The organism is Leptolyngbya sp. O-77 (assembly GCF_001548395.1).
GTDB lineage: Bacteria > Cyanobacteriota > Cyanobacteriia > Elainellales > Elainellaceae > Thermoleptolyngbya.
In genome coordinates this window covers 2,135,789-2,158,532 of the sequence record NZ_AP017367.1, presented here as the reverse complement: position 1 = coordinate 2,158,532, position 22,744 = coordinate 2,135,789, and the positions used below count along the sequence as shown (strand labels likewise).

The window sequence follows — 22,744 nt, the reverse complement described above, 5'->3', positions numbered from 1 at the left end:
AGAGGGAAGAGGGAAGAGGGAAGAAGGAAAAAGGAAGAGGGAAGAGGGAAGAGGGAAGAAGGAAGAGGGAAGAAGGAAGAGGGAAGGTTGCAAAAACTAGTGAGGACGTGGCTGGGCGATAAAGCCTTTATGATAAAAGAAGTTAAGAAAACTTCAATATTCTCCGTAGCCTCTTATCTGTGACTTCTCAACTCACCGCACCCCAACCCCTCGAACATCTCAACTGGGACTGGCAGGGCCACACCATCCGCTACACTGTGCAGGGCACGGGTCAGCCGATTGTCCTAATTCACGGCTTTGGCGCGGCTATTGGGCACTGGCGAAATAATATCCCTGTGCTGGCGGCGGCGGGCTATCGTGTGTTTGCGCTGGATTTGCTGGGCTTTGGTGGATCGAGTAAACCGGCGATCGCCTACAGTTTGGAACTCTGGCAAGATCTGCTGAGAGACTTTTGGGCGGCACACATTGGCGCACCCGCTGTGTTCGTCGGCAACTCCATCGGCGCGTTGCTCAGCCTGATGATGGCCGCCGACTATCCCGACCTAGTGCAGCGCGTCGTTTTGCTCAACGCAGCAGGCGGGCTGAACCATCGCCCAGAGGAGCTAAACCCACCGCTGCGGCTGGTCATGGGCGTGTTTACCCAGCTAGTCAGTTCTGACCTGGTGGGCCCGTTTTTGTTTGAGCAAGTCCGCAAAAAGCCTCGCATTCGCCGCACCCTCATGCAGGTCTACCGCGACCACACCGCCGTCACCGATGAACTGGTGAACCTAATCTATGAACCCTCCTGCGATCCGGGCGCACAGAAGGTCTTTGCCTCAATTCTCACGGCTCCGCCCGGCCCCAGCCCTGCGGAACTGTTGCCCCATGTGCAGCAGCCGATTCTGGTGCTATGGGGCGATGCCGACCCCTGGACTCCGATTGCAGGCTCCAAAATTTATCGCGAACTGGCGGCCGCTGAACCCGACCGCGTGCAGTATACGCCCATTGCGGAGGCCGGCCACTGCCCCCACGACGAGTGCCCCGACACGGTGAATCGGCTGCTGCTGGACTGGTTGAGCGCGGGGAACCGGGAATGAGCTTGCCAACCGTCATTTTGCCGGGGTACTTTGCCGATGCTGCGCCCTATCGCGAGATGGAGCAGGCGCTCGAAGGGCTGGGCATTTGGGCCAAGACCGTTCCCCTGCGGCGACGAGACTGGGTGCCAACGCTGGGCGGCCGCTCGATGACTCCGATTCTGGAAAAGCTGGATGCGACGGTGCGCCAGGTGCAACAGGAAACAGGGGGCGATCGCCTCAATTTGGTCGGCCATTCCGCAGGCGGCTGGATTGCTCGGATCTATTTGGGCGAAGTGCCGTACCAGATTCACCCCAGCGACGCGGGCAAGTCTTGTCTCTGGAAGGCCCATCCATCGGTGGCAACACTGGTCACCCTGGGCACCCCCCACATCAGCCAGGAGCGCTGGACGCGGCGCAACCTAGACTTTGTGAAAACGCACTATCCGGGCGCATTCTATCCGCAGGTGCGCTATGTGTGCGTGGCGGGCAAAGCTGTGTATGGGCAGCGGCGACCGGGCGCCTGGTTTGCCCACAGCAGCTACGAAATGACCTGCGGTGTGGGCGGCTGCTGGGGCGACGGCATTACGCCCATCGAAGCAGCCCACCTGGAAGGCGCGGAGAATATTACCCTGCCGGATGTCGTTCATTCGCCGCGACCGGGACGACTCTGGTACGGCTCGCCGGAAATTGTGAGTCAGTGGGCGCGATATCTGGCGTGAAACCTGCGACTGGGTTTCCGCTTGGCTGGAAATCAAGTCAACGTTTCCCAGAAACCTCGAAAAGTCTTCTGCTAGGGCGTGGTTGGCGAGGGGCTGGCAGGAAGGGGCGCAGGGATGGTCTGCGCTGGAGCCGCTGGGCTGGGCGCGGCAGGGCTGGCGGGGGCAGTCTGCGGCGCGGGTTCGTCGGGCGTGCCCAGAATGCCAGGGTTGCCCGTGTCGAATACGCCCGCCACGCAGGCGATCATCAGGGTGGCCAGCGTGCCCACAAACAGCGCCTTCCAGCCCAGTTCAGAGATGTCTTTGCGGCGAGAGGGAATCAGCGCCGTAGTGCCGCCGACAAAGATGCCAACCGAGGCGAGGTGCGCGAAGCCAGAGAGGGCATAGCTGACGATCAATAGAGCGCGATCGCCCAATACGCCATCCCGCGAGGCAGCCGCCAGCGATTGGTAGGGCGGAATTGCCGTTTCAAACAGGCGACGACCGATAATCACTGACGAAGCCCAGAGTTCGCTCCAGTCCAGCGACACACCCGTTAGCACCGTCAGCGGCAAAAACAGCGCCCCCAAAATGTTTTGTAGCGTAATCACCTGAAAGACGCTGCCAATGGGGCCGGGAATACTAGCCAGAGCGCCAAAAAATTGGTTGACCAGATACACCAAACCCAGGATCAGAATCAGCACAGCGGCGATCGCCACGGCCATTTTCACGCCGTCCAGTGCGCCCACAATGGCGGCATCCAGTGGACTCACCCGCTCGATCGGTTCCCCTGCCACGGTTTCTTGATGCACGGGTTCTGTCCGCGCTACACCTGCCTCAAAGTCTTCCACTTCTTCGTTGAGCGCCTGATCGAGCGATCGCTCGTCGGGAATGCCGCCCGCCGTCACCGGCACGGTCGTTTCCGGCAGCAAAATCTTCGACAGCACAAAACACGCCGGAATTGCCATCACCGAGGCCGACACCAGATGCCCCAGAATATTCGGAAACACAGGCTTCAGAAAACTCACGTAAATCGCCAGCGTAGACGAGGCCGCCGTGCCAAAGCAGCACGCCAGAATCGCCAGTAGTTCGCTGCGGGTCATGCTGGCCAGAAACGGCTTCACTACGATTGCCGCCTCAATGCCCACAAAAATATTCGCCGCGCCGCTGAGGGATTCTGCTCCGCTCAGGCGCATGGCGCGGTAGAAGATCCGGGCAAAGAAATTTGTAACGACCTGGATAATCCCCAAGTTATAGAGCAGCGCCATCAGCCCCGAAAAGAAAATGACCGCTGGCAGGGCCCGAAATGCAAAGATATAGCCCAACTGAATGCCGCACAGCCCCGGCAGCACCTCTCCTGGCTGCGCTGGCGCACAGGTGCCCGATGCAGGCAGCGGGGACAGCACCAGCGGCTCTTGACCTGGTATGGGAACCAATCGATTGCCAAATACAAACCGTGCGCCCGCGTCGGCTGCATCAAAAATAACGTTCAGCAAATCGGTAAACCATTGCAGAAAAAGCTGCGTAATCGGAAAGGCAAACACCAAAAAGCCCAGAATAAGCTGGAGCAGGATGCCCCAAATCACCACACGCCAGGGAAAATACTTGGGATCGCGGTTTTCGGAAAACAGCCAGGCGACTGCACACAGCCCGAAAATTCCAACAAAGGAGATTAAATTCAGAATCGACATTTGACTTTGTCCTCTCTGAGGTAAATCCGGGTCGTCATGGTTATGCAGCTTATGCAGCGATAGAGAGCGATTAGACTACGCCTAGTCACCAACTCGGTCGCAATTGGTCACTTGCAATTGGTCACTTGCAATTGGTCACTCGCAATCGGTCACTCGCAATCGGTCGCTCGGTCGCAAACTGAGGGAGCGATCAGGACGAACCGCTCACGCAATGGGTCGCGCTATTCCGAAGGGGGCAATTTGCTGACGGCCTCGCCTTGGATTTTACATAAGACCGGGGGAAAGGGATAAAAATTTCTATGCTGGCTCGTCGAAAATCTAGCCGCTTGACGAGTCGGATAGGATAGGGGTATTCCTTTCCCGCACCTGCTCATGGACGCTTTTGCTCTCGTGCCGCCCGACTGGACAGAGGCGGCGGTTCACGCCGTTGAGTTCTGTTGTCCAACCTGCCGCTTGTCTTGTACTGAAGCGCAGCAAGTGTGGATTAATCGGCGATCGCCCGTCTTTACCCACGACCACCGCCGCAAGTGGCAGGAGTTTTATCACTGCGCCTGCGGCACTGCGTGGTGGGCCTGGAGCAGCGATCGCCCCCCCACCGACCTCACGCCGCTAGAATCGCAGGGCGATCGCCCCAACACCACGCCGACCCTGTTTCCCGACTACCTGCTGGGCGGGTTTGACGATTTGCCTGACGTTTATCAAGGTGAGTAGTTGAAGAGGTGGGGGAATCAGATCTGCCACGCGGGAAGCCAGATCGAAGTCCCTCTTCCGCTCTGAGAGCGGGATTTAGAATGAGGGTGAACTAGGCTGCGTCAATGCGTTAGGCAGATTAGCCCCCAAAAAATTGCAGCGGCCAGTCCGCCACAAAGCGGAATCGTGCCCACCCACGCCAGACTGATCTGACGCACCATGCTCCAGTGAATCGGGCTGCTGCGTTGAGAGAGACCAACCCCCACAACTGCGCCGACCAGCGCGTGGGACGTAGACACGGGCAGTCCCACCCGCGAAGCGATCAGCACCGTCGCGGCAGTAGCCAGTTCTGCACAGAGGCCGCTGCTGGGTTGTAGCGCGAGAATACCTTCGCCGATGGTGGTGATGACGCGGCCGCCCCACACCGCCAGCCCGCCCACAATGCCCAGCGCCCCTAGGACTAAAATCCACAGCGGCAGGGCCGTTTCATCTCCAGCAGGCTGGGTCAGATAGACAATCGTCGCCAAAGGCGCGATCGCATTGCCGACATCGTTTGAGCCGTGGGCAAAGGCGACAAAGCAAGCGCTGACCAACTGAAATCGCGCCATAATCTGCTCAATGGGATTGGCAAGCTTGGCGGCAGTCGCCTCCCTATCTTCTCCTGTTGGATTCGGCGAATCGGGCAGCGCCACAGGGCGAGCGGCGATCGCGCTAATGCCCAGCGTAGCGATCGCCCCGATGATTAGCGCCAGTGTGTGGGGCGGCAGATGAATCTGGGCTGAAATTTGGCCTGAAATTTGGGCTGAAATGACGGGTTGCAGCACAGGCAGCACAATCAGCCCAAACCCGCTGACCAGCCCCAAACTCAGCCAGGGTAGCCATTCATAAATCTGCTGGAGTGGCTGCGGAGACTGCAACACGCCGCGCCGCAGAACGGTATAAAACCCAGCGGCGATCGCCCCACTTACCAGCGGCGTGACCAGCCAAGTGAGGGAAATTTGACCCAGCAGCGATCCGTTTACGGAATGCAGACCGGAAGCCGCCCAGCCAAACCCGGCGATCGCCCCTACGACCGCATGAGACGACGCGACGGGCAGCCCCAGCCGCGTGGCCAGATTAAGCCATAGCCCGCAAGTCATCAGCACCGACACCATGCCCAATAGCAAAACTTGAGGCGTATCGGTGAACTGATTTGGATTGACTACGCCGCTGGCCAACGTGCCCACCACTCGCCGCCCAAACAGCACCGCCCCAAAAAACTCCAGCACTCCGGCGATCGCCAATGCCTGCCGCAGCGATACCGCACCCGAGCCAACGGACGTGCCCATCGAATTCGCCACATCGTTCGCGCCTAGGTTCCAGGCAACGTACAGGGACAATCCACTGGCAATCACAATCCAAATCACGCTGCTTGCGCTCCACGCTACGGCTTAACCACGCTACGGCTTAACAAGGACAAGACGGATGTCTATACGCGATCAATCACTCCTTGCGGGCTTTCCAGCATCAATTCATTTGAGTAGCGCCAAGAATGAGATGCCTGGAAGCCCCGCAGATGCCAGCCCCCCAATCCAAAATCGCAAATCCAAAATCAAGAATCGATAGAATTCCTTGCCTCGCAATATCCCGACAACATTATTGAGAATTGCAAATAAACCCCTCTTAACCTCTCACAATTTCAGGATTCAGCGTTAACGTAAGGGGCAGTTTCTCTCCTGTGTCTCTGGGTTTTGGCGTGACTCGAAAAACCAAGTCAGCCCGCAAATCATCTTCAAGTAGCGCAACCTCTCCGGCTGCGGTGCCTCGGCGATCGCTCAAGCGAGCCAGCCAGGTGTTGACCGCGCTCCCCGCCAAACCACCCGAACCCGCGAAGGAATGGTCGATTCGAGAGGCGATCGCCCTGCTGCAAGACGTGATCCTCGCCGCCCTCGACAAGGGCTATAGCCAGGAAGACGTCGCCGCGCTGCTCAACCAGGCAGGGATTCCCGTCTCCCCGTCGTCTTTGCGCTATTATCTGTCCCGGCTCAAGCAGTCGGCTGTGTCTCAGTCTGCACCACCCTCCTCAAAGCCTGCTCGCACGCCAAAGCCAAAGCAGCATATCCGGGCGATCGCCCCCGCCACGCCTGCGATCTCAACCCCAAACCCCGCACCCCTCACAGAAGCCGCTGCAAACCACCCCGCTGTAAACCACTCTGCTACAAACCGTTCTGTCGAAAATGTCATCGCCTATCTGCTCGATGAACCCGAAACGCCCCCGCTCGTAGCGACCGATGCCACCCCAAATCAGGAGTCGTCAACCTCCAGGCAAAAACGCAAAAAGCGAAAGAGATAACCTTGTTACCATTTTGTTGAACACGGGCGCGAACGGATCACAGCGTACCTTAGACATCCTATGCCCTGCGAAAGGAATAGCCTTGCTTCAGCAACGAGACTGTGAAGAAGAGGCAGGGCTAACACGGCAAAAAGCAAACTGATCAAGATTGGGTCAGGAAAATTGATAGAAATTGTTCGCTTTTGGATACACTAAGTTATCCACTTTGCAAGCCCACTGCAACTTGCTCAACTGGGAATCGCCGACTCTACGAACAGAGTACGAACAGAGTACGAACAGAGTACGAACAGCGTACAAATAGCGTACGAATAGAACTGCTGAATAGAGCGGTGAATCGATTCTGATTACCTCTGACCCTCTGCCTGACCGCAGAAACACTCGCTTATTGACCCAACCTGTACCATTATGACTACCACCAAAAAACGCCTCCCCGGCACGGTTCTGGTTCAGCAAGAATCTATCGAACAGGCCACCAGTCTGCTTGAACAACTCCCCGAAAAGCCCAAAGAAGTTTGGTCTCTGCGGGAAGCTATCGACCTGCTGCAAGACTCCATCTCAACCGCGCTCGATCGTGGCTATAGCCACGAGGAAATTGCTGCGCTGCTGGCCGATAAGAACATCAAGATCAGCGTCTCTTCCCTCAAGCGCTATCTTGCGTCTACCAAAAAGGACAAATCGGGCACCGCAGGCAAAACTCGCCGCCGCCGCAGCACCGCTGTTCAGAAAAAAGCCGTGACCGAGGCCGCTGCCGCGCTGCCAGAGGTCGAACCCGCTGCGTCTGAAGAACCCGCTGCTACCCCCAAAAAGCGCGGCCCCCGCACCAGCAGCACACGCAGCACTACCGCCGCTAAAACCAAGTCTCCCCGCACTTCGACCAAGACGAAGACCGCTTCTACAACCTCGACTCGCGGCCGCAAAAAACAGGCTTAGAGAAAGGCGGAAAGCTTAGAGAAAGGCGGAAAACAGTACGCGCCAATGCAATACGCTTCTGTGGGTGAGTGTTTCTGCGGAATCAGTATTTCGCAGGTATTTTCTATTGGATTGCAGCAATTTTATACATTTGCTACCGTTCACACTACCTCTCAAGAGGAACGTTGCAAAATCTTACCTATCTCCACAGAAGCCTTGCGCTGAGTCCCCCAGACGCTAATAATTGGGGCTATTCGTGAACTCGATCGCCCAGCTTCGGTCACTGGCGCAAGACGTTGGTGGGGGCTGGTGATTGCGCTTTTAGGAGGCTCCATGTCCCACCGACCCATCATTCTTGGCATTGTTGGCGATAGTGCCGCGGGAAAGACGACGTTGACTCGTGGCATCGCACAGGTGCTCGGTGAAAACGATGTGACCGTTATCTGCACCGACGACTATCACCGCTACGACCGCAAACAGCGGTCTGAGTTGGGAATCTCTGCCCTGCATCCCGACTGCAATTATCTCGACATCATTCAGCAGCACCTCTCGCTGTTGCGAACGGGGCAGCCGATTTTGAAGCCGATTTACAACCACAGCAGCGGCACCTTCGACCCGCCAGAGTATATCAAACCCAAGCGATTTGTAATTGTAGAAGGGCTGCTGGGCTATGCCACGCGAGGAATGCGCGACAGCTACGATGTCAAAGTTTATTTGGCTCCGCCGGAAGACCTGCGCCACACTTGGAAGATAAACCGCGATACCCGCAAGCGTGGCTATACTCGTGAGCAAGTGATCAAGCAAATCCAGCAGCGCGAGTCGGACTCAGAAGCCTTTATTCGCCCGCAGCGGCAGTGGGCCGATGTGGTGGTGAGCTTCTATCCGCCCAGCGACAACCTGACGCAGGATGAACTGCTGCTGGCGGTGCGGCTGGTGCTGCGTCCCACGATTCCCCATCCAGATTTCAGCAGCATTATTGGCGATGGAGAACACGCAGGCGGTGCGGTGCGACTGGGGCTAGATCGCGACATGGGCAAACCCGTAGACGTGATGGAAATCGATGCCCACGCCACGGCGGAGCAGGTGCGTGAACTGGAGCGCAGTCTGTGCCAGGAAGTACCCTATTTGGGTCAGTTTTGCAGCCTGGAGGGCAATCCTGGAATTGGCAAGCTGATTGGCACGACCGGAGAGACGCTGCAAAGCTATCCACTTGCGATTACTCAACTGCTGATTACTTATCACATGCTGAAGGCCGCGAACGTTTCTGCGAACGTTGCCTAGTACAGTGTCATGGTTTAGTTTTAGGGTGATGCCTTGGCTCGTAGTAAGCGCTTCAGCGCTAAAGCGCTTACTACCAACTAAAGCTAGAAGCTACACGTCAGGAAATTTTAGAATTCAAGAAATAAATTTGGGGTCTGTGAGATCCGTTCTGCTTTGACCTCCGTATTTGTGTCTAGAGCGCCAACCCCCTCCCCCGGATAGGCGTTTTTATAAGCCTTGCTCTAGGCACATTAGGAGTCAATTAAACTATGGAACCCCCCGCTAAGACCGCAGTTCGCACTTTCTTGCAGCGGCTTACCCCCCGCCGATCTGTGCTAAGGCGGGCGATCGCCCTCAGCACGCTCGCAGGCTGCCTTTCAATCACCGCACTGGGTCTGACCAGTGGCTTGCAGCCCGCACCCCTACAAGCCTCTGACCATGACGACGGCGATATTGACGTTCGCAGCCGCGCCCTCAGCCTGACCGATCTCTACGTCTTTCGGGAAATTGACCAAAACTCGGCGGCCCGCGCGGGCGATTTAATACTGGTGCTAAACACCAACCCGCGATCGCTCTCGCTCGCCAGCATATTACTTCAGCAGCAACGCTCAATACGACATCAAGATTGCGCGGGTTGCCAACGTCAACAACGCCCCCGTGCCTCAGCCCGATCTGACGCTGCGGTTCACCTTCTCGCCGCCCAACAAAGGCAATCGCCAAGTCGTTACCCTGACCACTATTGACGGCAACAGACAAAGCAGCACCAACACCACTACCAGCGGCGGCCGCATTTTCACGACGGCCATCACCGATGCCGCGCCGCGGCTCAACACCGTGCGGGTACGGGGTGTGAATCTCACCCTTTTTGCAGGGCTGCGCGAAGATCCCTTCTTCTTTGACGTGGAGGCTTATTTCCGCGTGCGGGCGGCGGTTGCAGGTTTCGGCCCGGCGGCGGGCTTCCGTTCACCCGACACCGCCATCGACTTCACCAAGGGGTACAACGTCAACACCATCGTCGTCCGGGTGCCGCAGCAGGTCTTGGCGGGCGGCAGTAATGTCAATACCTTTGACCTATGGGGCACGATCAACATTCGCGACCCGCGCACAGGCCAATTTACCCAGGTGGAGCAGATCGCTCGACCGGGGATTAATGAACTGCTGACCACCAGTTCGCAAAGCATCTACGAAACCTATAATCGGACGCAGCCCGCTCGGTTTAACTCATCCAACAGCACCGTGATTCGAGACAACATCACAGCCGTCTTGAAACTGGTGGGCAACAACGACACGCGGGCGAACGCGCTGGTGCGGGCGCTGCTGCCAGACGTAATGCGGATCGACACCACCGTCCCCAGTGGCTATGGCAACAAGTTCAATGCGCTGGGTTCCCCAGCAGCAGGCCGGCGGCTGCTGGATGACGTAGTGGATGCGTCGCTAAATATCGTCACCAACGGAGCCATTACCACCGACAACGTTTCCTACGACGGCACACCCGGCAATCCGGCGCAGGGGCATCAACCGCTGGCGACCGCTTTCCCCTATTTAGCGCCACCCAATTAGAGTAAGACTGACGAACTTGCGATCAGTCCTGTAGAGGTTAGGGGTGAGGGTGAGAGTTTCTCTCTCAGCGCTAGATCAGGGAGTTAAGGTGTTTCTCCTGATAAGCTTCGATTCCTGTTCTCACCGGACAAGATTCCCCAACCCCTGAACCAGGGACGCTTTTCAAGCTAAAGGAATTCTAATGAACACATTGAATAGTTTGAGATCCGGCGGGCGGGGATGGCTGCTGGCGGTGGTGGGATTGTCGGCCACCAGTGCTGTGCTGTGGCTCACGCAGGCAGGCGGGCCGGCGCTCAATCGACTGGGCGATCGCCCTTCTCGCCATCTCGATGCCCCCTACCGCTACCCGTTTTCCGTCAGCACGTCCGGTGGCGCAACGGCGCGACTAGAGCAGGAAATTGCCCATTTTCAGGAGCGCGTCCGGCAGATGCCTGCCCAGAGCGTGGCGCAAGGACTGGAGCAGTCGGCGCTGGCGCTTGGCTATTTAAAGATGGCGCGGCTGACGGGGCAAAGCCACTGGTATCTGCTGGCAGACCAGACGGCGCAGGAGGCGCTCAGGTCAATGCCAAACCATCCAGAGGCGATCGCCGTCTTAGCACGGGTTGCCGAGGCGCAGCACGACTTTGACCAGGCGCTGGTCTTGGCAGCACAACTGGACGGATCAGAAGAGGCGCTGAGCGTCCAGGCAGCAGTGCATCTGGCAAGAGGCAACCTGAAGGCGGCGGCTGAGGCGGGCGATCGCCTGGTCGATCAAACCCTGAGTCCGGCTGCCTTTGCCCAACAAGCGCTGGTGCGGGCAGCACAGGGCAACGATGAGGGCGCATTGCAAAGTTTCCAATATGCTCTGGAAGTTGAAGAAGCAGGCGACCTCAGCAGTGCGGCCCGCACGCGCACGCTGCTCGGCCGGTTCTATTACGAACGGGGACAGCTCGATTTGGCGCGGGATCTATATCATGAGGCGCTGCGAATTTTGCCGAGTTACCTGCCTGCCCGCCTGAACCTGGCCCAATTGGCGCTGCGGCAGGGGCGCTATGGGCTGGCGGCACAATACTATCACCAAGTCGAGGACATGGGCAGCGCCGCAACAGTTTACGAACCGCTGGTGCAGCGGGGACAGGCCCGACTGAAGCACCTGCAAAACCAGCCCGCCCAGGCAGCAATCCACTGGGCAAACGCCGAACTGCAACTACGGCAAACGCTGGCAGAGACATCGGCGGGTTCTAGCACCTTTGGCTTTGGGCATCGGCGCGACCTGGCGCGATTGCTGCTGGAGCGGGGCCACCCAGAAGACACCGCCGAGGCGCTGGCACTGATGAAAGCGGAGGTCAAGCAGCGGCGCGACGCAGACACGCTCGATACCTACGCCTGGGCGCTGGCACAGATGGGGCGCTGGCAGGAGGCTAGGGAGGTAGTTCAAGCGGCGATCGCCCTCGGCACTCGTGATGCAGCACTGTGCGATCGCGCCGCCCAAATTGAGAAAGCCCTGGACAACCCAGCGCAGGCCGCCGCCCATCGCCAGCAAATGCTTGAGATCGATCCCCAATTTGATCAAAACGCACGTCATGCTGTTGGTCTAGGCATAGGCTTGGGCGGCTAGCGAAGTGACGTTCACCGTTCGTATTTGCGGATCAGTCCTATTCTCTTCTACTGCATGAATTCATGCATCAATCTATGAATAAACTCATGCGTAAACTGGGTCGCTCCCTATCCTGGGCGTTGTTCTCCGGAGTTGTCACAGTGCTGCTCTGGCTGGGGCTGGCGGCTCCCGGACAAGCCCACTGGGCAGATTTGTCCGTTGCGGAAGTGCGCGTGGCAGAATCCACTGTGGAAATGACGCTCACCTATCCAACCGGGCTAACGGCGTTTGCCGATGGCGATCGCAATGGTCAACTCTCTGCCCAGGAAGTACGCGACCATGCCCCGGCGCTACAGGCGTTTTTGGGCAGCCAGATTCGGATGCTGGATGGCGATCGCCGCCCCGGGACGCTCACGCTGGAACCGCTGGAAGCCAATGCACCTGTGCCCAACAGCGTCCGCCTCGCGCCAAACACCACCCACAGCACGCTACGCCTTACCTTTGCCTGGCCCCAGCCTGTCCAGGGGGTGCAAATTCACTATGGACTGTTCCTGCCCGATGTGCCTACGGCAAGCTGCCTGACCACAATTCTGCAAAACGGGCGGCTGCGGACGTTTCTGTTTACCCCAAGGCAACAAACCCTGGCCCTCGCGCCAGGACTGCCCGGACTCGGCACAGGGGAACTGCTGCTGGCGATCGCCGGAGCGTTTCTCTGGGGCGCGGTTCACTCCATGTCGCCAGGGCACGGCAAAACGATCGTCGGCGCTTATCTGGTAGGCGAACGCGCCACGCCCAAACATGCGGTATTCCTAGCGCTGACGACCACCATCACCCACACCCTCGGCGTGTTTGCGCTGGGGCTGGCGACGCTGTTCGCGGCTCAGTACGTGCTGCCAGAGCAGCTTTATCCCTGGCTAAGTCTGGCATCGGGCGCGATGGTGGTTGGGATTGGTCTGAATCTGCTGCGTCGTCGGCTGCGTTCAAAACCCTATTCGCATCAGCATGACCTAGTGCATCATAATCTGCGTTCCAGCTTGAGTTCCAAATCGCCGTCTAGCAGTCATTTCCATTCACATTCTCAGTCTCATAAGTCTCATAAGTCTGCCGAGCCTAATCAGGTGTATTCAGAAGATCATTATCATTCGCAGAATTTAGTTCGTGTGCCTGCCCTGGCTCATGCTCACAGTTCCTACAGGCTGCAAAAAAATGCGCGTGGGCTTCCCCATAGCCGTTCTCCTGAACATTTCCACTGTGTTTCTCAGGATGAGCAAGGACATTCTCATGAGCATCCTAATAGCCATGCCTATGGAAATTCCCATGAGCATTCTCATGGACATCCGTATGAGAACTTCCATAAGTCTTCTCGCGAGGATATTCTTGAGTACCCAAATGAGCCTGTTTACCAGCCTTCTCATGAGCATTTGCAGGAGTCCTCTCACGGGCATTCCCATGAGCATTCTCATGAGCACTCCCACGGGCATTCCCACGGGCATTCCCATAAATACTCCCAGGGGCATTCTCATGAACACTCCCACGGACATTCTCATGAGTACTCCCAGGGGCATTCTCATGAACACTCCCACAGGTATTCTCATCAGCATTCCCACGAACATTCTCATCTGCCGCCCAGTGCGGATGGTGAACCTGTGACCTGGCGCAGTCTGGTAGCGCTTGGCGTTTCGGGGGGCTGGTGCCCTGTCCGGCGGCGCTGGTGCTGCTGCTGAGCGCGATCGCCCTGGGTAAAACTGGGTTTGGGCTAGTGCTGGTGCGGGCCTTTAGCCTGGGGCTGGCAGGCATGCTGACGGGGTTGGGGCTGCTGCTGGTGCGGGCCAAGCACTGGTTTCGGCGAGTGCCTGCCCCCCAGCAGTGGACGCATATCTTACCCTTGGTTAGCGCGGCGGGCATTACGCTGCTGGGCGTGGGGATTTCGCTCAAGGCGCTTACGCAGCTATTGCTGTGAGGGTGATTTTGGATTTTGGATTGGCGATTTTCGGAGATCGTTTTGACGATTGTTTGACCGAATTTTTGAGAACGTGACCGCAATTTCATCGTGAGTAAATTCTGAGCAAACTCCTATGCTGAAACACATCCTGTTAGTGCTGTCTGGTGCTGGGGCGATCGCCCTTCTTCCGCAAGCCACCCTCAGCAATCCGCTTGATAACCGCGACCTGTCTTGCTATATGGAAACCAGCAGCGGGCAAGTGCTGGATCTGAATCGACTGTGTGGCAACTCGACTCGTCCTCCGGCTGCTGCGCCCAATCCAGTCAGTCCGATGTCCCGTCCGCCCTCTCTTAACAATCCTGGCAGCAATGGCGGCAGCACGACTCCGACGGGCCGCGACCCGGACTTGTTGCTCAACGACGAGCCGCTTTCCGCCATGCCGATTGAGGATGAGCCTTACTTTACGCCCGTTGTTCCCATTGATGACGTGGCGGGTGCCAATAGCCGCATCAGCGTGAACAACGGTTGATGCGTGGTGCTGGATGCACAGGGTCGCCGCTGCCCGTAGCACACTCCCGCTTGCATCCAGTCGTCTTGGCGAAACAATTCTAGCTGCTGCTGGGGTTGAAAGATGATTACCGAGCGATCGCCCGTCTGGGTTGCCCCGCTAGTGTGGGCGCTGGACTCCCAGTTCTCGCCACGCCAGCGCTGCGCCGATGGCCTCTGCCAGCGTGCTGATCAGCCGATAGAGGGCGACAACGCTAAGCAGAATGGCGGGCGCAAGCTGATTGCCCAGGAGGGCGATCGCCGTTGCCTCGAACACGCCAATGCCGCCGGGTGCGCCAGGAATCACCAGCCCCAGCAGCCACGCAAAGCTGAACCCGCTGATTAGCGGCAGCCACTGGGCCGGTGCAACGGGCTGCAAGGCTAGGGCGATCGCCACAAACCCCAGCCCCCGCAGCGCCACAAATCCGATTTCACCCAGCAGCGGCCGCAGGGGATAGCGCTTCAGCTGCCAGGGTTTAGCCTCAGATGGCACAGAAGACGGCGCAGAATCTGCTGAATCTGTGGCGGCATCAGCCGTCTTTTTGCCCCTGCCCTTGAGTTGCCGCAGCACGGACAGCACCGGATTCAGCACGCGGGGATGCATCCCTGCCAGCACAATGACCAAGCTCAGCGCCTGCACGCCCCAGTTTGCCTGCCGAATGCCCACCAGTCCCAGCATCAGCGCCGCCGCCGCCATCAGCAGCGGTTCCAGCAGCACGCTCAGCGTTGCCGCGCCCAGGGGAATGCCACGCTCCTGCGACGCGACCACCCGCCCATAGAGATGCCAGACGTTTCCCGGCAGATACTTGGCAATGTTGGTCTTTAAATAGGTGCGCGTGGCCCACAGCGCCGGAACGGGCTGAGCCAAATCGCCCAAAATCCAGCCCCAAACCCAGCCTGTCCAGAGATGCGCGATGAGGGTGACTAGGAGGGCGATCGCCAGCAGCCCCCAGCCCGCCCCCTCGATCCGAATCTGCGCGACCTCTGCCCAGTGTCGCCGCACCGCCTGCGCCAAAAAGAACAGCGCCCCGCCGAAAATGGCCCAGCGGAGGAAATCTTTGGGGCGGAGGTTTATAGATGGCATTGGGAAGAGGGAGGAGGGAAGAACGAAGAACGAAGAGGGAAGAACGAAGAGGGAAGAATAGGTTTTCGTTTTTCGTTCTTCGTTTTTTGGTTTTCGTTCCATCATCTCATCATCTCTCCCCCCCTAACTCCGCATCTCCTCAAACCCCTTAAACGCCCGCAGCCGTTTGTGAACCGTGTGATACAGCGTTGGGTCGTCGCCTTTGAAGCCCACCAGACTGTAGAGCATCACCTTCTCGTCCTTGCGCCCTTTGAGTTCCTGTGCGCCAATGGGGACGACTTCCACCTGATCTTGCACCAGGGCGTAGAGCGAATCGGTGATCAGGATGTCAGTCCAGAAGTTGCGGGTGAGGGCTTCGACGCGGCTGGCAATGTTCACCGCATCGCCAATCAGGGCAAATTCGCGGCGGCGGATGGAGCCGATGTCTCCGGCGATCGCCTCGCCAAAGTTAATCCCGATGCCGTTGAACAGGATCGGTTTGCCTGCCCGCTGCCACTCGGCTTGCAGAGCGGAGAGCGATCGCCGCATCGCCAGCGCCGCCCGAATCGCATGCAGCGCATCGGTTTCTGCACCGTGGGAAATGGGCGAGCCAAACTCCGCCATGATTGCGTCGCCGATGAACTTGTCAATCGTGCCGCCTGCCGCCAAGATTGCCTCCACCATTGCGTTCAGATATTCGTTGAGCTGCTCAAGCAGCGCTTCTGGCTCTAGCTCCAGCGAGAGCGTGGTGAAGCTGCGAATGTCGCAAAACATCACCGCTGCCTGCACTCGCCGCCCTTTCAGGAGGGATTGAAAATCGCTGGAGTGGTGTGTCAAGATTTCCTGCACGATGGGCGCGGCGACGTAGCGCTCCAGGGTGGTTCGCAGGCGACGACGCTCAAGCTGGGTATGGATCGTGCCTGTGGTGAGGCAGGTGGCACCGCTGAGGAAGAGGCCCAGGCAGGGCACGGCTACGGGCCAAATCTGCTGACCTACGGTAAAGCTGAGGTAGCCGATTGTGCCCCAGAGGGCGATCGCCCCCACTGCCAGACTCATTTGCATCACGGGCTGCCGAATCAGCGCCATCAGCGCCAGCCCGCCGCCGCCCACCAGCGCCAGCACAAACCAACCCCGCCCCTGCGCCGTCGGCAAGGCGTTCTGGATCACGCGGTCTTGCATCAGCGTAGCGATCGCATTGGCGTGAATTTCCACCCCTGGCATCGTTTCCGAAAAGGGTGTGGGGATGAAATCGTTGCCGACATCGTTGGAGAGCGGCCCAATCAGCACGATTGCATCTCGAAACGTACCCTGGCGCTGGTGAACGGCCCAGTTTGTGGGGTCGAGGACATGCCAGAAGGGAACCCGCCGAAACGTCGTAGGTGGGCCGTAGTAGAAAATGTCGCCCGTGGTCACTGCCGGAATTTCAAGCTGCGCTGCCCGCAGCGTCGCCACCGCAAAGGAATCCAGCCCCTCGCTCATGCCCTGGGGTTGCAGCACTTCGGCAATCAGATTGTCAGACAACTGATACACCCGCTTGTCGGCATCGCGCAAAAAGTTAATCAGCCCAATTTGCGTCATCGCCGCGCCAAAGTCGGAATTGGGCATGACGATTTGGCTCTGCTCGCCGCCGTCGGGCGTGCCAAACACCTCATAGTTTGCTGCCAGTACGGCTCTGCCCGGATGCCGCCGCAGCGCCGCCGCAAGCTGGCGATCATCCTCAGTCCCATAGAGGCTGGGGTCGGTCAGCACCAGATCGACAGACACCGCCCGCGCTCCGTTGTCTAGCAGCCGATCGATCACTTGGGCATAGGCTGCCCGCTGCCAGGGCCAAATCTTAATTGGAGCCAGTTCGGGATAGCGGTCGGGGTCTGCCTGCACGTCTGCTCCCCGCGCCAGCGATTCCTGGTCAATCGCCAAGATTACGATATTGGCGGGTGGCTCTACCTGGCCCCGCAGCCGAAAGAACAACACCTGCGCCTGTCGCTCCATCCACTGCACCGTGCCTAGGCTAATCCCCGTGGCGATCGCCCCCGTCACCGCCCACAGGCTGATTAGCCCGTACCCCAAAATCTGCCAGGGCGATCGCCCTGGGTCTCTTTGCTCGGCCGGGGCCGCCGTTGGGCGAGGGGTGGGGATGGGTTTCTGGCGGCGCAACTTTTGCAGCATGGTAAAGAACCCCTACTTCTAAAATGAGAACGATGCGGAGTGCATCAGCGCGAACAAGCAGCAGCGCAAGCCTTTGAGGGCAACGGTGTTGGAGCAAACTGTCCGAATCTCAAGCAATGCTAGAAGATCAGACCATGATCAAAGCCATCATTTTTGACTTGGACAACTGCCTCAGCGCCGCCGACGAACCGGGCAGCGCCCTTCTGGAACCTGTATTTGACGCAATTCGACAAGCAAACCGGGGAACCCTGCCCCACGATATGCTGGAAACGGCGCTGGCCGACTGCTGGTATCACGCGCTGGATTTTGTGGCCAAAAAGCATGGCTTTTCAGAAAAAACGGGATTTAGAAAAACGGGATTCGCACGGGCAGCCCCGGCACTCCCGGCAGCGACAGCCCCGGATAGATTCGCTGAAGCGTACTCTGAATTGCGGCATAACCTGGCAGCGATTGCAAATAGCCGTTGAACAGACTGCCCGACAGAATGGCATTAATCTCCTCCAGCGTGAGGTCTTCGACGGGGCCCAGCGGTGAACCGCGCCGAGTGGCGACCTTTTGCCCCGCCGACAGCACGACTCTATTGCCCGGATTGTCTGACTCGACCCCAGGCCTAGGACTGGGCAACGGACTGGGTGACGGACTGGGTGACGGACTGGGCGACGGACTGGGTCTGGTCGAGGGAATTCTGACTCCCGGCACGCGGGGAATCGAAAGCTGCTTGCCCCGTAGACGAGGGGGCAATCGCCGCTCTATCCAATTGCTAGGTTCAATCAAGCCAGCGTCGTTCTTCGTCACCACGACCTCGCCCTCCAGCACCTTGATTTCTTCGCGCCCGTCGTCGTCTACCTCCAGAATGTAGGTCGTGCCGCGCACCCCAGCAGTCACAGACGAGGTGCAGCCGTTCACCGCGCCGCTGATCAGCAGCACGCCGCGCTGAAGTTGAGCGCATTGCCCCACCGTCAGCACCGAGGTATTCGACAGCCGCGCCACAGCGCCAGTATTAAAATTCACCTGGGCGCGGGCGCGACCCGTCCGCACCTGCTGCCCCCGGTTGGCTACATCGTTGACCCGTGCCTGTCGGTTTTGGATAAATACCTGATTGCCATCCAGCACCTCCGTAATCGTGCCGCGCATGACGCTGGTCTGCGCCTCCGACACCTGCGCCACTGCCCCCATCACCAACACCACCCAAAACCCGACCAGCAGGCTCGACACGAAGCGCCGCCGCAGCCCCAAAATTCGCCTCAAAGCTTGCCCTAGTAAACCGATCGACGATTTTCGATAAGGCATGATTGCACCTGCACATCTACAGAACTCCACTGAATCCATTCAGGCATTTGCCAGGGGATTCCGTGAAAAACTTCCGTGAATTTTGGGAGATGTTTCGGTAAAAATTTTGGATGTTTTTTACACTGCGATCGCCATTTTGCGATCGGTGGCTCAGGTTTCTATGGCAAAGTCGGTTGGGTCGATATCCCAGTTGACCCAGCGGGCGGCTTCGCGGGCGGTTCGCAGGGTTGGCGAATCGGATTCATACGACTTCCTCCAAATCAAAATTCTCGAAACCTGCGGTGCAAGTTTCAAGTACCTATTGAGTGCAGGCGGAAGGGTTATGCCTCTGGCTGAATGCGATGGGTCTGATCCAGCTAAAGCGGAGGCTGTTGGCTTAGCTTCAGGTAGGCCTGTTGCGCCGCAGCCTGCTCCGCTGCTTTTTTGGACTGTCCCTTGCCAATTCCGACGCGCTGATCCTGAATCCAGACTTCTGCAATAAAGCGTTCTGGATCACCATAGTCTTGCCCTACTTCGGTCACGCGATATTCTGGCAGGGCGCGATAGCGACTTTGGGTGATTTCTTGCAGTGCGCCTTTGTGGTTTTGGCGGGTGGGGTCTTGGGCAATGTCAGCGGCGATCGCCCGAAAGTGTCCATCTAGCCACGGGCGAATCAGGCTGAGGTCTTGGGTACTGAGGTAAAAAGCAGCCACCATCGCCTCCAGCGCGTCTGCCAAGCGGGTCTCTCGTCCAACCGGATTTGCATGGGCAGCGGCTCCCATCAGTAGATAGCGCTCTAGGTTGTACTGATCGGCAATAGTGGCCAACGTGCGATCGCTCACCATGATGCCCCGAAACGCCGACAGTTCCCCCTCTGGCAATTTGGGATACAGCTCATACAGCAGTTCCGCCGCCGCCAGCTTCACCACCGCATCGCCCACAAACTCCAGCCGCTCATAGTTCTTGCTAGTCGAAGCCGTCGCATGGGTCAGCGCCTGGTCCAGCAGCCCCAAGTTCACCGGAGCCATTGCAGACAGCCCCAGCTTTTGCAGCAACCCACGCAGTTTTGTTTCACGAGAAGGATGGAGAACAGTCATTTGTTACTCTTCATTCTTCACTCTTCGTTCTTCGTTCTTCATTCTTCACTCTTCCCTTCTTCCCTTCTTCTGCTCATCCAGCCTCGTCCCCCGCACACAGGCTCCCGACAAATTGGCCCCGTCCAGATTCGCGCCCTCTAGCTCGGCGCAGAGCAGGTTTGCGCCAACCGCGTTGGCTCCTGCCAGGTTCGCATCTTGCAGGTCGGCAGATTCCAGGTTCGCTTCGGTGAGGACTGCACCTTGCAGGTTAGCCTGCCGCAGGTTGGCATGTTGCAAATTGGCATTGCTGAGGTTTGCGCCGCGCAGATCGACTCCCCGCAAATCAACGCCGTTCAGGTTGACACCCATCAGGTTTGCGCCGCTGAGGAATGCGCCCGTGAACACGGCACGAGTCAGGTTTGCCTGCATCAGGTTTGCGCCGCGCAGATTGCTGCCGCGCAGGTCAGCTTCGCTGAGGTTGCTCTGCATCAGGTTTGCGCCGAGGAAGTTTGCCCGCAGGTCGGCGCGGCTGAGGTCGCTGCCCATGAGGGTTGCGCCGTCGAGCCGGGCCCCACTCAGCTTGGCCTCGGTGAGGCTGGCTCCGGTCAGGTTGGCTCCGGCCAAATTCGCCCGCGACAGGTCTGCGCCCGCCAGGTCTTCGTCTTGCAGGTCGGCTCCAGCAAGCTGCTTCAAGGTTCCGGCGTGAATTTCTTTGATGTTCATGGGAGGTTCAGAGCGTTCAAACCGGACACTAGGGCGCTTCGACAGGACTGGCTGAGCGCGACAGCCCCAGCACATCCTCTTCGGAGTGGGAGTCGAGTAGCCACAGACCGGAGGCGATTTTGGGCAGCACGGCAGGTAGGCTGAAGCCTTGCTGGATTCCGGCAATTAGCAGTGACAGCGTTTCGACCAGTTTGGGGTCCCACTGCTGGCCCTGTTCGGCTTTGCATTGGTCGAGGGCGGTGGTCAGGGTTTGCAGCGGGTCGGCGTTGGGCTGGGCGTTTAGCTGGGTGACGCGGGCTTGAAAGGCGATCGCCAGCCCCAGGATGCGCGACTCCAGGGGAATTTCGTCGCCGCGTAGCCCAGCGGGATAGCCCTGCCCGTCCCAGCGCTCGGTGTGGTGGGTGAGGATGGTGGCGATCGCCTTTAGACGGTTCATCCGCCGCAGCAATTGGGTTCCTGGAATCAGCGGACAGGACAGGGGCACCGTTGCGTCTTCGTCATAGCGGGACGACACGCCCGGACTCAGAACGGTGCTGCCCGAGTCGATCTGCGCGATGCGGTGCAGCAGGCTGGCCAACTGGAGCCGATGCAGTTGCCAGGCGGGAAGATCGAGCAAATTGCCCATTGCCTCGGTGAGCGTGGCCACTTCGGCCGCTGCCATCGGATTGCTAAGGTCTGTCAGGTCAATCAGTTGAGCAATTCGCAGGTAGGCTTGCAGTTCGTTGGAAATTAGGTTGTCGTTGACCGAAAAGCGATCGCGAAAGTCTGCCTGGGGGTCGTTGGCGTGGTGCGTTTGCAGATAGTCTACCACCCGCGTCACGATGTCGCCCAGATTATCTGCCGTGGGAGAGCCGCAGAGCGCGTCGGCTTGCTGCACTTGAGGGGCGATCGCGCTGAGTTGCTGGGTCAACTGCTGCTGAAGTTGGGGATTATAGCGGCCAATGTGGGCGATCGCCAGTTCCGCCGTTTCCAACACCAGCGACGGCTCAAACGTCCACAGCCCGTAGAACTTGCGCTCCAGGTCGTGTGTTGGAAAGCCCGCTTTGAGATAGTCCGCTTCGGCAAGCTCCTGACATAGCACCATTGCCGTATAGTCGGGCGAGAGGATGATCAGGTGCCACTCCTGCGCCACGGGGTCGGCATCGTCCAGTCTGACCAGCGCCACGTTGTCTCGCTGGCTGGTAGGGTGTTCGGCAAAGCCTGCGTCGTCCGCCGCTAGGATAACGATTTGCGGAGACTTTTCGGCGATTTGCCCGTAGCGGTCGGCCTCTTGCAGATACCACTTGCCCCGCTGAAATGCTGTAATCATCAGCGGCGAGTAGTCATGCTCCAAAATCGAGTCTTCTAGCGCGTGGCACAGGGCGACGAGCGTGTTTTTGTAATAAACCCCAAAGTTGAGCGGGCGCTTGCCCTGAGACTGGCTCCCTTGGTGAGCATCCCTCAACTGTTGCAAGATTGATCCGGTTAGCATCCTGGCGATTGGCAGTGGTGCAAGACTTCTTGCTTCGATTCTCGCAGACTTTTCCGGTTCATAGGAAATCTCTATGGGTCGCGTTTGGGACTCTCTGGGTGAAGGCGCTGCCACCAGGGGAGATTGAGAGCCGGAAACTGCTGGGTTGCCTGACGGAGCCAGTCTGCCACGATGGCATCGGGGGGCAAACTGCCGTCGATTCGGATGACGGCCTCTTCAGCGTCCACCGATTCAAAGGCGGCAAGCTGGCTTTTCAGCATTTCCAGCTTCATGTAGTGGTTCAGGCGGTTGGATAGCCGTCGCTCTAGCTCCGCTGGAGGCACATCCAGCCAGACCAACTGTACCCCACCCGGCGCGGCGAGTTGGGTACGGTAGGCGCGTTTGAGGGCAGAGCAGGTGATCACGGTTTCGCGGCGGAGAGCGATCGCCCGCTGAATGTCATCCTGCATATCCAGCAACCACTGGCGGCGATCGCCCTCGTCGAGCGGAATCTGGGCCTGCATTTTGGCGATATTGGCAGGAGAATGACGGCGATCGCCCTCCAGAAAATCGCACTCTAGCCACTGCGCCAGCCGCCGCCCTACGACGGTCTTGCCGGAACCTGCTACACCCATAATGAGCCAAACAATTGGGGAGGGGGTCATAGGAAAAGGGAAATGGGGAGGGGGGATGGGGTGACAGGGGGGGGAAGGGATGATGAGATGATGGAACGAAACCAAA

At 58.6% G+C, this 22,744-nt stretch carries 20 protein-coding genes; 11 read left to right on the top strand and 9 right to left on the bottom strand.

Annotated features, from left to right (window positions below; genetic code table 11):
• Positions 1-179 precede the first annotated feature (179 nt).
• Both O77CONTIG1_RS09185 and O77CONTIG1_RS09180 read left to right on the top strand, forming a co-directional pair.
• On the top strand, positions 180-1,076 hold the full coding sequence (locus O77CONTIG1_RS09185; RefSeq protein ID WP_068509965.1) for an alpha/beta fold hydrolase: 897 nt from the start codon (positions 180-182) through the stop codon (positions 1,074-1,076).
• Positions 1,016-1,774 (top strand): lipase, encoded by a 759-nt coding sequence (locus O77CONTIG1_RS09180; RefSeq protein ID WP_317134234.1) that lies wholly within the window; start codon positions 1,016-1,018, stop codon positions 1,772-1,774. Before O77CONTIG1_RS09185 ends, O77CONTIG1_RS09180 begins: the two co-directional genes overlap by 61 nt.
• Positions 1,775-1,845: 71 nt before the next feature.
• On the opposite strand, the gene O77CONTIG1_RS09175 is transcribed toward O77CONTIG1_RS09180, so the two are convergent.
• Positions 1,846-3,441 carry a NupC/NupG family nucleoside CNT transporter gene (locus O77CONTIG1_RS09175; protein ID WP_068509961.1) on the bottom strand — a complete coding sequence of 532 codons (1,596 nt, stop codon included), beginning with the start codon at positions 3,439-3,441 and terminating at the stop codon, positions 1,846-1,848.
• 372 nt (positions 3,442-3,813) lie between these two features.
• Between O77CONTIG1_RS09175 and O77CONTIG1_RS09170 the strand changes: the two genes are divergently transcribed.
• The gene (locus O77CONTIG1_RS09170; RefSeq protein ID WP_286132639.1) at positions 3,814-4,152 is read left to right on the top strand and encodes a hypothetical protein; all 339 of its coding nucleotides are present in this window, start codon (positions 3,814-3,816) and stop codon (positions 4,150-4,152) included.
• 101 nt (positions 4,153-4,253) lie between these two features.
• On the opposite strand, the gene O77CONTIG1_RS09165 is transcribed toward O77CONTIG1_RS09170, so the two are convergent.
• Entirely contained in the window at positions 4,254-5,537 is a 1,284-nt protein-coding gene (locus O77CONTIG1_RS09165; RefSeq protein ID WP_068509960.1) for an inorganic phosphate transporter, read from the bottom strand.
• 329 nt (positions 5,538-5,866) lie between these two features.
• Here O77CONTIG1_RS09165 and O77CONTIG1_RS09160 point away from each other — a divergent pair, with 329 nt between their 5' ends.
• The 8 genes from O77CONTIG1_RS09160 to O77CONTIG1_RS09125 all read left to right on the top strand — a co-directional run bounded on the left by O77CONTIG1_RS09160 (position 5,867) and on the right by O77CONTIG1_RS09125 (position 14,239).
• The gene (locus O77CONTIG1_RS09160) at positions 5,867-6,463 is read left to right on the top strand and encodes a hypothetical protein (RefSeq protein ID WP_156435088.1); all 597 of its coding nucleotides are present in this window, start codon (positions 5,867-5,869) and stop codon (positions 6,461-6,463) included.
• A 405-nt stretch (positions 6,464-6,868) separates the two neighbouring features.
• Positions 6,869-7,393 (top strand): hypothetical protein, encoded by a 525-nt coding sequence (locus O77CONTIG1_RS09155; RefSeq protein ID WP_068509956.1) that lies wholly within the window; start codon positions 6,869-6,871, stop codon positions 7,391-7,393.
• 312 nt (positions 7,394-7,705) lie between these two features.
• Entirely contained in the window at positions 7,706-8,653 is a 948-nt protein-coding gene (locus O77CONTIG1_RS09150; protein ID WP_068509954.1) for a phosphoribulokinase, read from the top strand.
• A gap of 597 nt (positions 8,654-9,250) precedes the next feature.
• Positions 9,251-10,192, top strand: coding sequence for a DUF4331 family protein (locus tag O77CONTIG1_RS09145; RefSeq protein ID WP_286132690.1), 942 nt, complete (start codon positions 9,251-9,253; stop codon positions 10,190-10,192).
• A gap of 181 nt (positions 10,193-10,373) precedes the next feature.
• Positions 10,374-11,789: a tetratricopeptide repeat protein gene (locus O77CONTIG1_RS09140; protein ID WP_068509949.1), complete on the top strand. Its 1,416-nt coding sequence runs from the start codon at positions 10,374-10,376 to the stop codon at positions 11,787-11,789.
• A gap of 74 nt (positions 11,790-11,863) precedes the next feature.
• Positions 11,864-13,492, top strand: a complete 1,629-nt coding sequence (locus O77CONTIG1_RS25465; RefSeq protein WP_197673358.1) for a hypothetical protein — start codon at positions 11,864-11,866, stop codon at positions 13,490-13,492.
• Positions 13,459-13,728 (top strand): hypothetical protein, encoded by a 270-nt coding sequence (locus O77CONTIG1_RS09130; RefSeq protein WP_068509945.1) that lies wholly within the window; start codon positions 13,459-13,461, stop codon positions 13,726-13,728. Before O77CONTIG1_RS25465 ends, O77CONTIG1_RS09130 begins: the two co-directional genes overlap by 34 nt.
• Positions 13,729-13,843: 115 nt before the next feature.
• The gene (locus tag O77CONTIG1_RS09125) at positions 13,844-14,239 is read left to right on the top strand and encodes a hypothetical protein (protein ID WP_068509943.1); all 396 of its coding nucleotides are present in this window, start codon (positions 13,844-13,846) and stop codon (positions 14,237-14,239) included.
• Positions 14,240-14,377: 138 nt separating this feature from the next.
• Here O77CONTIG1_RS09125 and O77CONTIG1_RS09120 read toward each other — a convergent pair whose 3' ends face one another.
• From O77CONTIG1_RS09120 to O77CONTIG1_RS09085, 7 genes are all read right to left on the bottom strand, one after another.
• Positions 14,378-15,340 carry a lysylphosphatidylglycerol synthase domain-containing protein gene (locus tag O77CONTIG1_RS09120; RefSeq protein WP_068509942.1) on the bottom strand — a complete coding sequence of 321 codons (963 nt, stop codon included), beginning with the start codon at positions 15,338-15,340 and terminating at the stop codon, positions 14,378-14,380.
• A gap of 123 nt (positions 15,341-15,463) precedes the next feature.
• Positions 15,464-17,485, bottom strand: coding sequence for a CHASE2 domain-containing protein (locus O77CONTIG1_RS09115; RefSeq protein ID WP_068509940.1), 2,022 nt, complete (start codon positions 17,483-17,485; stop codon positions 15,464-15,466).
• 345 nt (positions 17,486-17,830) lie between these two features.
• Positions 17,831-18,775: a FecR domain-containing protein gene (locus tag O77CONTIG1_RS09105; RefSeq protein ID WP_172799656.1), complete on the bottom strand. Its 945-nt coding sequence runs from the start codon at positions 18,773-18,775 to the stop codon at positions 17,831-17,833.
• 356 nt (positions 18,776-19,131) lie between these two features.
• Positions 19,132-19,851: a ribonuclease III gene (rnc, locus tag O77CONTIG1_RS09100; RefSeq protein WP_068509934.1), complete on the bottom strand. Its 720-nt coding sequence runs from the start codon at positions 19,849-19,851 to the stop codon at positions 19,132-19,134.
• 45 nt (positions 19,852-19,896) lie between these two features.
• Positions 19,897-20,553, bottom strand: a complete 657-nt coding sequence (locus O77CONTIG1_RS09095; protein WP_068509932.1) for a pentapeptide repeat-containing protein — start codon at positions 20,551-20,553, stop codon at positions 19,897-19,899.
• Positions 20,554-20,581: 28 nt separating this feature from the next.
• A complete protein-coding gene (locus O77CONTIG1_RS09090) occupies positions 20,582-22,024 on the bottom strand; it encodes a DICT sensory domain-containing protein (protein ID WP_068509930.1) in 1,443 nt (480 codons plus the stop codon).
• A gap of 71 nt (positions 22,025-22,095) precedes the next feature.
• Positions 22,096-22,668, bottom strand: a complete 573-nt coding sequence (locus O77CONTIG1_RS09085) for a gluconokinase (RefSeq protein WP_197673357.1) — start codon at positions 22,666-22,668, stop codon at positions 22,096-22,098.
• Between the last annotated feature and the right edge of the window lie 76 nt (positions 22,669-22,744).

What these genes read in the sequence shown, in the direction of transcription:
- O77CONTIG1_RS25465 (WP_197673358.1), top strand. Translation starts at nt 11,864, where the DNA reads ATGAATAAACTCATGCGTAAACTGGGTCGCTCCCTATCCTGGGCGTTG.
- O77CONTIG1_RS09120 (WP_068509942.1), bottom strand. Translation starts at nt 15,340, where the DNA reads ATGCCATCTATAAACCTCCGCCCCAAAGATTTCCTCCGCTGGGCCATT.
- O77CONTIG1_RS09125 (WP_068509943.1), top strand. Translation starts at nt 13,844, where the DNA reads ATGCTGAAACACATCCTGTTAGTGCTGTCTGGTGCTGGGGCGATCGCC.
- O77CONTIG1_RS09115 (WP_068509940.1), bottom strand. Translation starts at nt 17,485, where the DNA reads ATGCTGCAAAAGTTGCGCCGCCAGAAACCCATCCCCACCCCTCGCCCA.
- O77CONTIG1_RS09175 (WP_068509961.1), bottom strand. Translation starts at nt 3,441, where the DNA reads ATGTCGATTCTGAATTTAATCTCCTTTGTTGGAATTTTCGGGCTGTGT.
- O77CONTIG1_RS09170 (WP_286132639.1), top strand. Translation starts at nt 3,814, where the DNA reads ATGGACGCTTTTGCTCTCGTGCCGCCCGACTGGACAGAGGCGGCGGTT.
- O77CONTIG1_RS09090 (WP_068509930.1), bottom strand. Translation starts at nt 22,024, where the DNA reads ATGCTAACCGGATCAATCTTGCAACAGTTGAGGGATGCTCACCAAGGG.
- O77CONTIG1_RS09155 (WP_068509956.1), top strand. Translation starts at nt 6,869, where the DNA reads ATGACTACCACCAAAAAACGCCTCCCCGGCACGGTTCTGGTTCAGCAA.
- O77CONTIG1_RS09085 (WP_197673357.1), bottom strand. Translation starts at nt 22,668, where the DNA reads ATGACCCCCTCCCCAATTGTTTGGCTCATTATGGGTGTAGCAGGTTCC.
- O77CONTIG1_RS09150 (WP_068509954.1), top strand. Translation starts at nt 7,706, where the DNA reads ATGTCCCACCGACCCATCATTCTTGGCATTGTTGGCGATAGTGCCGCG.
- rnc (WP_068509934.1), bottom strand. Translation starts at nt 19,851, where the DNA reads ATGACTGTTCTCCATCCTTCTCGTGAAACAAAACTGCGTGGGTTGCTG.
- O77CONTIG1_RS09105 (WP_172799656.1), bottom strand. Translation starts at nt 18,775, where the DNA reads ATGCCTTATCGAAAATCGTCGATCGGTTTACTAGGGCAAGCTTTGAGG.
- O77CONTIG1_RS09095 (WP_068509932.1), bottom strand. Translation starts at nt 20,553, where the DNA reads ATGAACATCAAAGAAATTCACGCCGGAACCTTGAAGCAGCTTGCTGGA.
- O77CONTIG1_RS09140 (WP_068509949.1), top strand. Translation starts at nt 10,374, where the DNA reads ATGAACACATTGAATAGTTTGAGATCCGGCGGGCGGGGATGGCTGCTG.